Source organism: Neobacillus sp. SuZ13 (assembly GCF_030123365.1).
Classification (GTDB): domain Bacteria; phylum Bacillota; class Bacilli; order Bacillales; family Cytobacillaceae; genus Neobacillus.
Window position 1 is genome coordinate 288943 of record NZ_CP126107.1, and the last position, 13701, is coordinate 302643.

Below are 13701 nucleotides of genomic sequence, written 5' to 3' on the forward strand. Positions count from 1 at the left end.
TTATATGCAATATGTTTTGGATAAAAGAGCGAAATTGGTGGGGAGATTGGATAAAGGAAGTCTCTGGCTTCTAAATGTCCATGATGATTGGATTCATGACCAGTACGGTGAAAGCTATATTTTTCATGGGTTGATTTATTCTTCGCGCGAGCCATTTCATCCATTGTCGACATCGATTACCGGATATTTCCAAGATGAAGATACGAAGAAATGGATTAAGGTTCGGAATGGTGTAGCAGCCTTTAATCCAGAGAACATGGCTGACTCTTGGGCGGCTAGACTTGAAGATCTCATTAAAATTAAGTTTAAAACCGGTGTTTATAAGTACTTAAAGAAATAGGTTCACAAATAAGACCGCATTGGTGCTTCATGCGGTTTTTTTTAATTAAATTAAATGCGGGCCTTCTATTTTTGAAATACTTACGTTTTTTTTAATTACAAAAAAGCTTTCATTAATTAAATATTCTATTAAAGTAGTCTATTAATTTATAAGATTTGGTTATATTTATTGTGTCTTCAAGGTAAAGCGTTTTCAAAGTGGATAAGTAGTTTTCTCTAAGGTTGATTGTGAAATGGAGCACAGAACCATGGAAGGCTTTAAATAAGCTTTGGAATAATTTGGGTCGAAGTAATATTTCTTGAAAAGGGAGAGATAATCATGAAAACATTGCGTGACATGGCGTTACAAATGCATCGGGATAAACAAGGAAAATTAGAAGTGAAAGCAAAGGTAGAGATTAACAATGCAAATGATTTGAGCTTAGCGTATTCACCTGGTGTCGCAGAGCCTTGTAAGGAAATCTATGAAGATCCAAATAAAGTATATGAATACACGATGAAAGGCAACACCATTGCCGTCGTGTCAGATGGTTCGGCGGTATTAGGGCTTGGGAATATTGGTCCGGAAGCAGCGATGCCAGTAATGGAAGGCAAAGCAGTTTTATTTAAAAATTTTGCTAACGTAGATGCATTCCCTATTTGTTTAAATACACAGGATGTTGAAGAAATAATTGAAACAGTAAAGCACCTTGAACCAACATTTGGCGGGGTAAATTTAGAAGATATTTCAGCTCCAAGATGTTTTGAAATTGAAGAACGCCTGAAAAAAGAAACAAATATCCCTATTTTTCATGATGACCAACATGGTACAGCTATTGTAACGGTTGCCGGATTAGTAAATGCTCTTAAACTAGTCGATAAGAAAATGGACGAAATTAAAGTCGTAATAAATGGTTCGGGTGCTGCGGGTGTAGCAATTGCTCAATTGCTCAATCGTTTTGGTGTGTATGATGTCATTCTATGTGATACAAAAGGTGCCATTTATGAAAATCGTAAATATGGAATGAATTCAATTAAAGAAAAGATTGCTAGACAGACGAACCGTAACAATGCAGAGGGAAGCTTAGAGGAAGTGATTGTTGGTGCAGATGTTTTTGTTGGTGTATCTGTTGCAGGTGCAGTAACAAAGGAAATGATTTTAACCATGAGAAGGGATGCAATTATTTTTGCAATGGCAAACCCTGTTCCAGAAATTATGCCAGATGAGGCAAAAGCTGCAGGAGCAAAAGTAATCGGAACAGGACGTTCTGATTTTCCAAATCAGGTCAATAACGTGCTCGCTTTTCCAGGAATTTTTCGGGGAGCTCTAGATGTTCAAGCAACAGAAATAAATGAAGAAATGAAAAAGGCTGCCGTATACGCCATTTCTTCGCTCATTTCAGAAGAAGAACTATCAGAAGACTATGTGATACCTAACCCTTTTGATGAACGAGTAGCATCTGCGGTAGCAAAAGCTGTTGCAACTGCGGCAGTAGAAATAGGTGTAGCGAGGAAATCCTTTGTAACCGTCTAAACCCAAATTATGGCGGGTGCCATTATGCTAATTCGATGAATTATGATAAAGGCTGCTTAAAGCTCTTTATGAGCTTAGCGGTCTTTTGTCATTTTATGCTTAAGTCTTATACATACTAATCGTATGAAAATAACTGGAGGAGATTATGAAGAAAGGCAAACTTAGTTTACAAGCCATTATTATTATATTTGTATGCATTGTCGTCGCTTTATCACTTGGAATAACTGATTTCATTATAAGCAAAAGGATTACCTCCAGTGTGGAAGAGACACAAAAAGAAAAAGCCCTCAATGTTGCAAGGATGATTTCCTTAAGCCCGCTGGTGATTGATTCTTTAGATGAGGCAACTGGTGGTACCTCAATACAAGGTTTTGCCAATCAAGTTAAAGATAAAACGAATGTTAACTTCGTTGTCGTTATGGATATGAAAGGAATTCGGCTTTCCCACCCAGACCCCAGTAAAGTGGGGAAGCACTTCAGGGGAGGAGATGAAGGGCCCGTTCTTAAAGGAAATGAGTATGTTTCCATTTCAAAGGGAACTCTCGGTCGATCCATGCGGGCATTTACTCCAATAAAGAATTCACATGGAAAACAAGTAGGTGCGGTTGCTGTAGGAATTTCTTTAGAAAACGTTACAAAGGCGGTCCATAAAGGAAGGATGGGGATTGTTATTGGAACGTTAATTGGAATCCTAATAGGTGTAATCGGTGCAGTGGGTCTGGCAAGATACATCAAAAAAACCCTTTTAGGACTTGAGCCATTTGCTATTGCTAAGCTGCTTGAAGAACGTAGTTCTATGCTTCAGTCTGTGCGTGAAGGAATAATAGCCATCGACCAAGAAGGAAAAATCACACTTGTAAACAGGGCAGCCGGTAAGCTTTTTAAAAGAGCCGGTCTTGAAGAAAACCCTATGGGTATGAACATTGAAGCTTATTTGCCAGAGACTCGGTTAACTCGCATAATAAAATCGGGTGAAACGGAATTGGATCAAGAACAAAACCTGAATGGGGTGACCATTTTAGTAAACAGGGTTCCCGTGGTTGTGGGAAATGAGCCGGTGGGAGCAATCGCTACATTCCGTGATAAAACCGAAGTCCGATTGTTGGCTGAACAGCTCACAGGTGTGCGTAACTATGCGGATGCTCTCCGTGCCCAGGCACATGAATTCATGAACAAACTTCATGTCATTCTTGGCCTGGTTCGAACTGAACAATATGATACACTAGCCACCTATGTGAGTGAAACGGTCAACCACCGGAAAACAGAAATGGGTTCTGTAACGAAGAAAGTTCAAGACCCTGTTCTTGCCGGATTTTTAATTGGCAAACTAAGCTTTGCCAGAGAATCAGGTGCTTCTTTATCTTTTGATTGTGTAAGTGAACTTCCCAAGCCTGCAAACTCGGAAATCACACATGAGTTGATCACCATAATTGGAAATCTCTTCGATAACGCAATGGAGGCAATTGCGGACAGTCAGAGCAAAAAAGTCGACCTTAAACTTGATTATGCAGAGGATATTTTAACAATTGAGGTTAAAGACACAGGGATGGGGATGACGACATCACTCCAAAACAAAATACTGGATAAAGGGTTCTCAACCAAAGGAGAAAACCGCGGGTTCGGGTTATATCTTTTGGCACAGGCAATTGAAAGACTAGAAGGGGACCTGATTATTTCGTCCAAGCCTGGAAAAGGAACAAATTTTGCCGTGTATATACCTTACAAAGCAGAGGATGAATACAATGATTAATGTATTGATTGTCGAAGATGACCCGATGGTAGCAGAAATTAATAAACAATATCTTGCTAAAATTGATGGGTTTCGGTTGACTGCAACAGTCAATTCAGTAGCGGAAGCGATCCGATTTTTGGAAAAGAATGATATACAGCTTATTCTTCTGGATATTTTTATGCCGGGAAAGCAGGGCCTCGAGCTGTTAGCGTACCTTCGGAAAAATGACTTTGAAATCGATGTCATCATCATATCAGCGGCCTCAGATCTTGACCGAATAAAGAGGGCATTAAGGTATGGTGTTGTCGACTATTTAATTAAGCCTTTCGAGTTTGAACGCTTTAACGCTGCACTTGCTGCTTACCTTGAGCAAACTCGGTTCATTGATAAACAGGATTCGGTTAGTCAGCAGGAGCTCGATCACTTACTTTTGCACAGAGACGAAGCTGTTGTAGCAGAAGAACTGCCAAAGGGGTTAACGAAGGATACCTTAAAGCAGGTATGGGATGCGATTCATGGATTGAAGGACGGGCCTTTTTCTACAGATGAAGTAGCAAATGTGGTAGGAATATCAAGGGTTTCGGCAAGAAAATATCTAAATTTCCTAAAGGACTTAGGAATCCTTGAAGTCAAGGTTATCTATGGAACCGTCGGAAGGCCAGTATACCAGCATGAATATAACAAATTTAAAGAGCACTTAATAAAAAACTTTCTGTAAGCAGTTTTTGAAACTGCTTACTTTTTTTATTTACAAAAAGAATTATTAAACTTTCATAATATATGAAAACGGTTTAATGGGGAATATGATAGACAAGTAGCAAGACAAAGGAGGATATAAAAATGCAAATTCCAATAAAGAAAACGCTTGATAAAATTCCAGGCGGTCTCATGGTTGTTCCACTTTTTTTAGGGGTATTAACAAATACATTTTTTCCGCAGGTTTTACAAATTGGAAGTTTTACAACAGCTTTATTTAGTAAAGAAGCTTCATCAACCATTTTGGCATGTTTTATGTTTTTAATTGGTTCCCAAATTAATTTCAAATTAGCACCAAAGGCATTAAAAAAAGGTGCAATTTTATTAACAGGAAAATTTATCGTAGGTGCTGGTATTGGTTTAGCTGTAGCAGCGATTTTTGGGCCTGCCGGAATACTAGGATTAACACCATTAGCCATCCTTGCAGCGTTGTTAAATGCTAATGGCGGGTTATATGCATCTCTAGCTTCATCGTATGGTGATGAAACAGATGTAGGAGCATATGCGTTATTTTCTTTAAAAGATGGTCCATTTTTCACATTAGTGGCATTAGGTGCATCCGGCCTGGCCACCATTCCTTTTCAAACACTTCTAGGAGTATTAATTCCAATCGTAATTGGAATGATTTTAGGAAATATTGATCCTGATATGAGAAAGTTCCTTGGAAGCAGTAAATTATTATTAATCCCATTCTTCTCATTCCCATTAGGTGCCGGAATGAATCTTTCAACGATTGTAAAAGCTGGGGGGCCTGGGATATTACTAGGATTAATCGCTGCCTTCACTGGAATTGGAGCTTACTTCCTATTGAAGTTATTTAAAGAAAACCCTATCGTTGGTTTAGCAACAGGGTCAACTGCAGGTAATGCGGTAGCTACACCAGCGGTTGTGGCCGCAGCAGATCCAACCTTAGCTGCAGTAGCATCTTCAGCGACTGCACAAGTTGCAGCTGCGTGTGTTATATCTGCCATCGTCTGTCCGATTATTGTGAGCTATGTATTTAAAAGGTCCCAAAAGAAAAAATCGAAACCATCGATTGCAAGGGCAGCCTGATAAAGAGTAACGTTAATTTTAAAAACATAAAAAAGGTAGAAGATAGAACAAAGCAGTCAGCAGGTTTTTACTGTCTGCTTTGTTTAATTACAAAAAAGAATCATTAAATTAAAAAACCTAGTGTGATAGGGAAAATGTTATTAACATAGATAGGTAAGAAATCTATGTTCCGGTATTGTCCGAATAGCTATTTTAAGATAGAAAGAAGGAAACACCACACCATGAATATGCCTGAGAATGTTATTATTACCACTTTAAAAGGAAAAGAAGTTCTCACTAATCCTTTTTTGAATAAAGGAACGGCTTTTACGAAAGAAGAAAGGGAGGACTTGGGACTTGACGGTCTGCTACCTTCCCAAGTGCTTTCCCTTGATGAACAAGTAAATAGGGTTTATGAACAGTATTCGATGCGAACTACGAATCTATTTAAACACGGTCTTCTTTATGATTTATATAACCGCAATGTTGTTCTGTTTTACCGATTATTGAAAGAACACCTAGCAGAAATGCTTCCAATTATCTACACTCCTACTGTCGGTGAGGCGATCCAGTCATACTCTCACAGCTACCGCCGCCCGGGTGGCTTATATCTTTCAATTGATGATCCTGAGGGCGTTGAAAAGGCATTTCACAATCTTGGACAGCCCAAAAATGGCATTGATTTAATCGTCGTTACCGACTCTGAAAGCATTTTGGGTATTGGGGACCAAGGGGTAGGCGGTATTAATATTGCGATTGGTAAACTTGCTGTATACACAGCGGCAGCTGGGATTGATCCAAGCCGAGTTCTGCCAATCGTGCTAGATGTTGGTACGAACAATCAGGCTTTGGTTGCCGATCCTATCTATATTGGCAACAAATTCGCCCGTGTCCGCGGTGAGCGTTATGATCAATTCATTGATTTATTCGTTCAGACTGCAAGAAAGTTCTTTCCAGAGGTTCTTATTCACTGGGAGGATCTTGGCAATGTGAATGCGCGTAAGATCATGGACAAATACGGTGACAAAATCCTTACCTTCAACGACGACATCCAGGGAACAGGTGCAGTAACCCTTGCTGCTTTGATGTCTGGACTAAAAGTAACAGGAACTGCTCTGAAGGACCAGCGTATTGTTGTCTTCGGACCAGGGGCTGCTGGCATCGGTATTGCTGATCAAATCTCTGATTCCATGGTTCTTGAAGGGCTGACTAGAGAAGAAGCCTATGACCGTTTCTGGACCATTGACTATCGGGGGTTATTAACGGACGAAACACCAGACGTCCTGAACTTCCAGAAGCCTTATGTAAGAAAGGCGGATGAAGTCAGAAACTGGGATAAGAATGAGGACGGGCTTATATCATTAATGGAAGTTGTTCAGAAGGTGAAGCCAACCATCCTGATTGGTACTTCTGGACAAGCCGGTGCCTTCACCGAGAAAATTGTGAAAGAAATGGCCAAACACGTTGAGCGTCCTATTATCTTGCCAATGTCCAACCCGACCGCACTGACTGAAGCAGTGCCGGAAAACCTGATGAAATGGACTGATGGCAAGGCTCTAATTGCCACCGGCAGCCCGTTTGCCAATGTGGAGTACAACGGTGTTTCCTATGAAATTGGCCAGTCAAATAATGCATTTGTCTTCCCGGGTCTGGGCCTTGGAGCCATTGTGGCAAAAACTGAAGTGATCTCAAAAGGAATGTTCGCAGCAGCTGCCTATGCGGTTGCAAGAATGTCTGACGTCAGCACACCTGGAGCATCCCTGCTGCCATCCATTGAAAACCTTCATGAAGTCTCAAAATACGTAGCCATTGAAGTCGTTAATGCGGCGATATACGAGGGAATTGCAAGAGTGGATATCCAAGATGTGGAGACTGCTATTGAAGAGGCTATGTGGAAACCTGAGTATAAGGAAGTCAAGAGTGTAGGGATTTGGACAAACATTCATTCCTATGCATAAGTAAATAGTTAAATAAAATGCCTGTTAACATGAAGAATATAGAGGATTTAAGCAGAGGCTTCTCATAAGTTGAGTAAACTTATGGGGAGCCTCTTTTTTATGATTATTTTGAGATGAGCAGTTTTTGTAAATCATCCCAAAATCCAAGCCTATCCATTATTTTGTATAAATTTATTAATAATTTAAAGAAAATTGAACTTTTAGACGGGTAGATATAACATTCATTTTAAGAGATAAACTGTTATTATTATTTAATTAGTGGGCTATACCTCGGAAGATGGGAAGCAGTTAATTGTATGATGATCAACTCATTAAGAAAGGTGAGTAGATAAATGGTATCGAAACGACAGAAGGACATCGTGTTGTCTTTAATGAAGGAGCAAGAACCTGTTACAGCCGAATGGATGGCCAAAGAACTGGGTGTGAGTGATAGAACCATTCGTACCGAGATCAAAGAACTTCAATCACAATCCACTTCGCTAGGAATCATTATTGAATCAGTTCGAGGAAAAGGGTATCTATTAGATATAAAGGATTATGAAGTGTTTGAGCAGGAGTTTATTTCTAATGCGAATGATGCAATAAATGAAAGCCAATCTGATTTTTCCGAACAGGAAAATCGGGTTTTGTATATTTTAAAACGATTTTTATTAGAAAAGGAACCTATAAAATTAGAAAGTCTTGAAGAAGAGCTATTTGTTTCCAAGCCAAAGCTTCAAAATGACTTAAAAGTCGTCCGTGAATTATTGGAAAGTTATCATTTAAAGTTAGTTACTAGACCGCATCATGGTTCGCATGCAGAAGGCGATGAATATATGAAGCGGCTATGTTTTTCAAATTATATTTTACGGCGAAATAGCAACTTAAACATTGACAGTAATTCCTTTCAACTTTTGGATCAAAATCTGTTTGAAAGGGTAAAGGAAACGATCATAAAAAAAGTGAATGAATACAAAATTGAGGTATCAGACATTGCACTCGAAAATTTGGCAACCCATATCACAATTGGATGTAAGAGAATTGAAGAAGGATTTGTCATTGAAAACCTTGAACAAGATTTAATAGGAAAATATCCATTTGAAAAAATAGTGGCCAATGAAATTGTAAAAGAGGTAGAGGATTTTACGGGTTTGGAATTTCCCAAATCTGAGATCGACTATATTATTGTCCATTTGTTGGGGACAAAATTAATTCATAAGAATACGTTGAATGAATTTAGTAAATTTGATGAACTAGGCACCATCATTCATTGCATGCTGGAAAGATTGAAAACCGAATTAAATTGGAATTTCAAAGACGATTCCGAATTCATTCAAGCGCTGAGTTTGCACATTCGGCCTGCAATGAACAGGTTACGCTATAATATGAACATTCGGAATCCATTATTAGAGGAAATTAAACGAAAATATCCTAGTGCCTTTGAGGGGGCTGCCATTGCGAGCAGATGCATCGACGAATATTTGGAGAGAGAGGTAGGAGAACACGAAATTGCTTATATTGCCTTACATATCGGAGTGGCATTAGAAAGAATGAAGACAAGGCAGAAAAGGGCAAAACGGGTACTTGTGGTATGTGCATCTGGTGTGGGGAGTGCAAGGCTTTTGTTTTATCGTTTACGAAATGAATTTAATGATGAAATAGATATTGTGTCTACAACCAATTATTATCAATTAAAAGAATACGATCTATCGTCTATTGATTTTATTATTAGTACGATCCCTATAAAAGAAGAGATAGGCGTTCCGGTACTTGTCGTTAATACCTTTTTAGGGGAAGGAGATATTGCTAATATTAGGAAAGGTGTATCTTCTGGAAAAGAGTGTGAGAGTCAGAGCTATTTAGATATATCGAAAGTTTTTATTCATAAAGACTTGAAGGATAAAGAAAGCGTTATCCGTTTTATGTGTGATGAATTATACAAACAAAAACTCGTCTCCAAAGATTATGTGAATTTGGTATTGGAAAGGGAGGAGGTCGCTCCAACCAGCTTTGGGAATCTTGTGGCCATCCCTCATCCGCTTACGCCGGAAACAGATGAAACATTTTGGACCGTTTGCACATTAAAAAGGCCAATCGAATGGACAGACAAACATAGGGTTCAATTTATTTGCTTGTTGAACATAAGAAAAGTACCAGAGGGTGATCTGGATAGGATGTATAAAAGACTCATTGCCCTAATTGAAAACAGTACAACGGTCCAAAAAGTTATAAAGAGTGACTCAGCTGAAGAAATTATTAAGATATTAAATGAATCTTAACTTCTGAATAGGAAAAGAACGAGGGTATTCCAAAAGGAATTCCCTTTTTTAGTTTGGGGCTAAATTTTACATGACAGTAACTTCATTATTATTTTTCCGTTACCTAACGGAAAAAACCTTTCTGTAAAATTAAACGCTTTCAACGTAAACTATAAAACATAAAGAGGTTAAGCACTCTTAAAACAATGGCTAATTAGCTTGTTAGTTTAATTAATGTTTTGTTTTTCAGAATAACTTTTATGAATAATAGGAGGAATAAATCGATGAATATTTTATTATGTTGTGCAGCAGGAATGAGTACAAGTTTACTGGTAACCAAGATGGAAAAAGCAGCCCAAGAACAAGGCTTGGAAGGGAAAATCTGGGCAGTTGCAGCTAACTCAGTCAATCAACATATTGACAATGCGGATGTCCTTCTTTTAGGACCTCAAGTTAGATACCTTCTTTCAAATATGAAAAAGTTAGGTGAAGAAAAGGGCATTCCAGTGGATGCCATCAATCCAATCCACTATGGTACGTGTAATGGAGCCGAAGTTTTAAAAACAGCTATAAATCTAGCCAATAATAAATAATAAAAGGAGAAAAGAAAATGAGTAAATTCAACAACTTTCTAGAAGAGAAAGTCATGCCTGTTGCAGGAAAAATTGGTGCGCAAAGACACTTATTGGCTCTTCGTGATGGTCTTATTGCGACCATGCCATTCATTGTCATTGGTTCATTTTTCTTGATCGTGGCTAATTTGCCGATTCCAGGTTATGCTGATTGGATGACTTCTATTTTTGGCCCGACATGGGCTGCTAAATTAAGTTATCCAGTGGATGCAACTTTCAATATCATGTCAATTATTGCAGCGTTCGCGGTGGCTTACCGACTAGCAGAAAGCTATAAGCTTGACGCGATGAGTGCGGGTGCAATTTCAGTTGCTGCCTTCATGTTGACAACACCATTTAGTTTCTTATTTACTCCAGCTGGAGCAGAAGAAGGGGTTTTGGTAACTGGTGCAATTTCAAAAGCTTTCTTGAGCAGTAAAGGTTTGTTTGTTGCGTTATTGTTTGCAATTATATCAACAGAAATTTATCGTTGGGTCGTCAAAAAAAATATTGTTATTAAAATGCCAGCGGGTGTACCGCCTAGTGTTGGTAAATCATTTGCAGCATTAATTCCGGGATTTTTTGTTCTTCTTGTGGTTTGGGTAATCCGTTTACTTGTTGAAATGACTCCTTATCAAAGTATCAACGGCTTAGTTACGACCCTTTTAGGTGACCCGCTAAAATTGGTAGGGCTTACTCTAGGTGGAACCATTGTTGCTGAATTATTCGTAACTTTATTATGGGCTACTGGATTACACGGTACAAACATTGTTAAAAGTGTAATGGAACCAATTTGGTTTGGTGCGATGGGTGACAATATGACGGCCTATCAAGCTGGCCAACCTCTACCGCATATTGTTACACAACAATTCTGGGATAACTTCGTCCACATCGGTGGAACAGGTGTAACATTTGGTTTGGTTCTATCAATGGTCATGTTTGCTAAATCCCAACAAATGAAAAGTCTTGGTCGTTTGGCATTTGCTCCTAGTATCTTTAACATTAACGAGCCATTAATCTTTGGTATGCCAATCGTGCTAAACCCAATCATGATCATTCCATTCGTCCTAACTTCAATAGTTACCGTTATTGTAACATTCCTAGGAATGGATATGGGATTGGTCGCAAAACCAACAGGTATTGCAGTGCCTTGGACCATGCCGCCCATTATCTCAGGATATCTTGCATCTGGTGGACATATTTCAGGTGCCATCATGAATGTAGTTAACATTGTTATTTCTTTTGTAATTTATCTTCCATTCTTCAAAATATATGATAAAGCGAAGAAGAGAGAAGAAGATGCGATGAACAAAGGTGAAACAAAGGAAATTATCGCCTAAGAAAATGACTGGGCATTAGTTTTGGAACCCAAAATTGACAGGAAAGGAAAGGAGAATGTTCCTTTCCTAGTAAATTATATGAAAGGCTGTTATTCATGAATAAAGAGGAACTTTACAATCATGCATTTCAATTAATCCTTCATGCAGGAAATGCAAAAAGCTTAGCAATGGAAGCGATGTATGCAGCTAGAGAAGGCAATTTCGATGAAGCGGAAGCAAAACTAATCGAAGCAGATTCTGCATTCAATGAAGCACATCATGTTCAAACTGATTTAATCCAAAAGGAAGCAGGCGGAGATGAATTCAATCTTCCTCTTATTATGATTCATGCACAAGATCATTTGATGAACTCATTAATCTTAAAAGATTTAGCTAGAGAAATAATAGAATTGCATAAACTTATCAAAAAGGCTTAAAACAAAATCCTCTTTCAGCAGGACTTATAAAAGATAACCAATGTTGACAACTTTGCAAAGCGCATGGTTGAAAGATCAAATTCAATGGGTTTGTCAGAAGGCCATTACAAACTGATAAAATGTCTGTCATTTTTTAATTGCCCAATACTGGGCTTTTTTTATTCAAGATTATTTCGCATACTCATTCTTAGAAAGGAATGAAATTAAATGAAAAAAACATTCCCAGAAAATTTTTTATGGGGTGGAGCTACAGCTGCAAACCAATATGAAGGTGGGTACAATGAAGGCGGAAGAGGGCTTGCAACAAGCGACTTCATAACAAATGGTACTGCTGACCGTCCAAGAAAAATTACGATTAAGTTAAATGATGGTACAAAAACAATGGTAAACCGACGACCTACAGGGGACCCAAAAATTGATACGATACCAGAAGGCGCATCAGGCTATATTGATGAAAATGTTTATTATCCGAGCCATAAAGCAGTTGATTTTTACCACCATTACAAAGAAGATGTTGCCCTTTTTGGAGAAATGGGTTTTAAGTGTTTCCGTCTATCTCTTAGTTGGTCCCGTATTTTTCCAAACGGCGGAATTGAAGGAGAACAACCAGATGAGGAAGGATTAAAATTTTATGAAGATGTTTTTAAGGAGTGCAAAAAATATAATATCGAACCATTAGTCACTCTTTATCATTTTGAAACTCCTGCTTATTTAGCTGAACATTTTAATGGTTGGGGCGGCCGTGAGACGATTGATTGTTTTTTACGAATGTGCAAAGAGGTCTTTACAAGATATAAAGATTTAGTGAAGTATTGGATCACCATTAACGAAATTAATGTATTAAATGGTTACGCCTTTATGGGAACCAGGGAGGCTACTGCACAGGTGCGTTATCAAGCAAAGCATCATATGTTTGTAGCGAGTGCCCTTGCCAATAAGCTTTGTCACGAGATCATTCCAGACGCTAAGATTGGCTGTATGGTTGCATTAAGCTGCATTTACCCGAAAGATTGTAAACCGGAAAATGTATTCGGAGCTTTGGATTATCGAAGAGGTGCCCTAATCTATTCTGATGTTATGATGAGAGGATATTATCCATCTTACGCCGACCATTTTTTTGAAGAGATGGGGGTAACCATTAAAAAGGAACCTGGGGATGACGAAATAATCAGGGCGTATCCTTCGGATTTTTTATCATTTAGTTATTACCGCAGCAGTGTATACCATACTGAAATTGTTCAGAATACCGATACAGGCGGACAAATGGGGGATGTAAATCCTTTCGTAGAAAAAACAGAGTGGGGTTGGGCTATTGACCCAATTGGGCTAAGATACACCTTATCTGAACTTTATGACCGATATCAAAAACCTCTCTTTATTGTTGAAAACGGAATGGGAACCATTGATAAAGCGGATGAGAATGGATATGTGGAGGATGATTATCGGATCCAATACTTCCGGGATCATATTGCAGAAATGAAAAAGGCGGTTACGTTAGATGGTGTTGACTTAATGGGCTATACACCATGGGGCTGCATTGACTTAGTTTCGGCAGGAACTGGCGAGATGAAAAAACGATATGGGTTTATTTATGTAGATATGGACGACGAAGGAAATGGAACATTAAAAAGAACAAAGAAAAAATCATTTGAATGGTACAAGAAAGTGATTGCAACTAACGGTGAAGACCTTAGTTTTTAGATTAAATAAATATCAAGATTTAAAAAATATAAAACAGGTGCTCAGCATCTGTTTTATATTTTCTTT

Annotated in this window: 11 protein-coding genes; all 11 read left to right on the forward strand. The window is 38.5% G+C overall.

Annotation, left to right across the window (positions count from 1 at the left end; all coding sequences use genetic code 11):
• Positions 1 to 4: 4 nt before the first annotated feature.
• Positions 5 to 340 (forward strand): molecular chaperone GrpE, encoded by a 336-nt coding sequence (locus tag QNH17_RS01550; protein ID WP_283877077.1) that lies wholly within the window; start codon positions 5 to 7, stop codon positions 338 to 340.
• Positions 341 to 658: 318 nt separating this feature from the next.
• Positions 659 to 1852: an NADP-dependent malic enzyme gene (gene ystJ / locus QNH17_RS01555; RefSeq protein WP_283877078.1), complete on the forward strand. Its 1194-nt coding sequence runs from the start codon at positions 659 to 661 to the stop codon at positions 1850 to 1852.
• 145 nt (positions 1853 to 1997) lie between these two features.
• Positions 1998 to 3602: a DcuS/MalK family sensor histidine kinase gene (gene dcuS / locus QNH17_RS01560; protein WP_283877079.1), complete on the forward strand. Its 1605-nt coding sequence runs from the start codon at positions 1998 to 2000 to the stop codon at positions 3600 to 3602.
• Positions 3595 to 4302 (forward strand): response regulator, encoded by a 708-nt coding sequence (locus QNH17_RS01565; RefSeq protein ID WP_283877080.1) that lies wholly within the window; start codon positions 3595 to 3597, stop codon positions 4300 to 4302. The genes dcuS and QNH17_RS01565 overlap by 8 nt, the downstream gene beginning before the upstream one ends.
• Positions 4303 to 4424: 122 nt before the next feature.
• Positions 4425 to 5393 carry a 2-keto-3-deoxygluconate permease gene (locus QNH17_RS01570; protein WP_256358533.1) on the forward strand — a complete coding sequence of 323 codons (969 nt, stop codon included), beginning with the start codon at positions 4425 to 4427 and terminating at the stop codon, positions 5391 to 5393.
• A 221-nt stretch (positions 5394 to 5614) separates the two neighbouring features.
• The gene (locus QNH17_RS01575) at positions 5615 to 7330 is read left to right on the forward strand and encodes an NAD-dependent malic enzyme (protein ID WP_283877081.1); all 1716 of its coding nucleotides are present in this window, start codon (positions 5615 to 5617) and stop codon (positions 7328 to 7330) included.
• Positions 7331 to 7662: 332 nt separating this feature from the next.
• Positions 7663 to 9588 carry a BglG family transcription antiterminator gene (locus QNH17_RS01580; protein ID WP_283877082.1) on the forward strand — a complete coding sequence of 642 codons (1926 nt, stop codon included), beginning with the start codon at positions 7663 to 7665 and terminating at the stop codon, positions 9586 to 9588.
• Positions 9589 to 9851: 263 nt separating this feature from the next.
• The gene (locus tag QNH17_RS01585; protein WP_026565245.1) at positions 9852 to 10160 is read left to right on the forward strand and encodes a PTS sugar transporter subunit IIB; all 309 of its coding nucleotides are present in this window, start codon (positions 9852 to 9854) and stop codon (positions 10158 to 10160) included.
• Between the two features lie 17 nt (positions 10161 to 10177).
• The gene (celB, locus tag QNH17_RS01590; RefSeq protein WP_283877083.1) at positions 10178 to 11518 is read left to right on the forward strand and encodes a PTS cellobiose transporter subunit IIC; all 1341 of its coding nucleotides are present in this window, start codon (positions 10178 to 10180) and stop codon (positions 11516 to 11518) included.
• 95 nt (positions 11519 to 11613) lie between these two features.
• A complete protein-coding gene (locus QNH17_RS01595; protein ID WP_283877084.1) occupies positions 11614 to 11934 on the forward strand; it encodes a PTS sugar transporter subunit IIA in 321 nt (106 codons plus the stop codon).
• Positions 11935 to 12141: 207 nt separating this feature from the next.
• The gene (locus QNH17_RS01600; protein WP_283877085.1) at positions 12142 to 13635 is read left to right on the forward strand and encodes a family 1 glycosylhydrolase; all 1494 of its coding nucleotides are present in this window, start codon (positions 12142 to 12144) and stop codon (positions 13633 to 13635) included.
• The last annotated feature ends 66 nt before the right edge of the window (positions 13636 to 13701 follow it).

Coding starts and splice junctions, on each gene's coding strand:
- QNH17_RS01565 (WP_283877080.1), top strand. CDS start 3,595: ATGATTAATGTATTGATTGTCGAAGATGACCCGATGGTAGCAGAAATT.
- QNH17_RS01585 (WP_026565245.1), top strand. CDS start 9,852: ATGAATATTTTATTATGTTGTGCAGCAGGAATGAGTACAAGTTTACTG.
- QNH17_RS01595 (WP_283877084.1), top strand. CDS start 11,614: ATGAATAAAGAGGAACTTTACAATCATGCATTTCAATTAATCCTTCAT.
- QNH17_RS01575 (WP_283877081.1), top strand. CDS start 5,615: ATGAATATGCCTGAGAATGTTATTATTACCACTTTAAAAGGAAAAGAA.
- QNH17_RS01580 (WP_283877082.1), top strand. CDS start 7,663: ATGGTATCGAAACGACAGAAGGACATCGTGTTGTCTTTAATGAAGGAG.
- ystJ (WP_283877078.1), top strand. CDS start 659: ATGAAAACATTGCGTGACATGGCGTTACAAATGCATCGGGATAAACAA.
- QNH17_RS01550 (WP_283877077.1), top strand. CDS start 5: ATGCAATATGTTTTGGATAAAAGAGCGAAATTGGTGGGGAGATTGGAT.
- QNH17_RS01570 (WP_256358533.1), top strand. CDS start 4,425: ATGCAAATTCCAATAAAGAAAACGCTTGATAAAATTCCAGGCGGTCTC.
- celB (WP_283877083.1), top strand. CDS start 10,178: ATGAGTAAATTCAACAACTTTCTAGAAGAGAAAGTCATGCCTGTTGCA.
- dcuS (WP_283877079.1), top strand. CDS start 1,998: ATGAAGAAAGGCAAACTTAGTTTACAAGCCATTATTATTATATTTGTA.
- QNH17_RS01600 (WP_283877085.1), top strand. CDS start 12,142: ATGAAAAAAACATTCCCAGAAAATTTTTTATGGGGTGGAGCTACAGCT.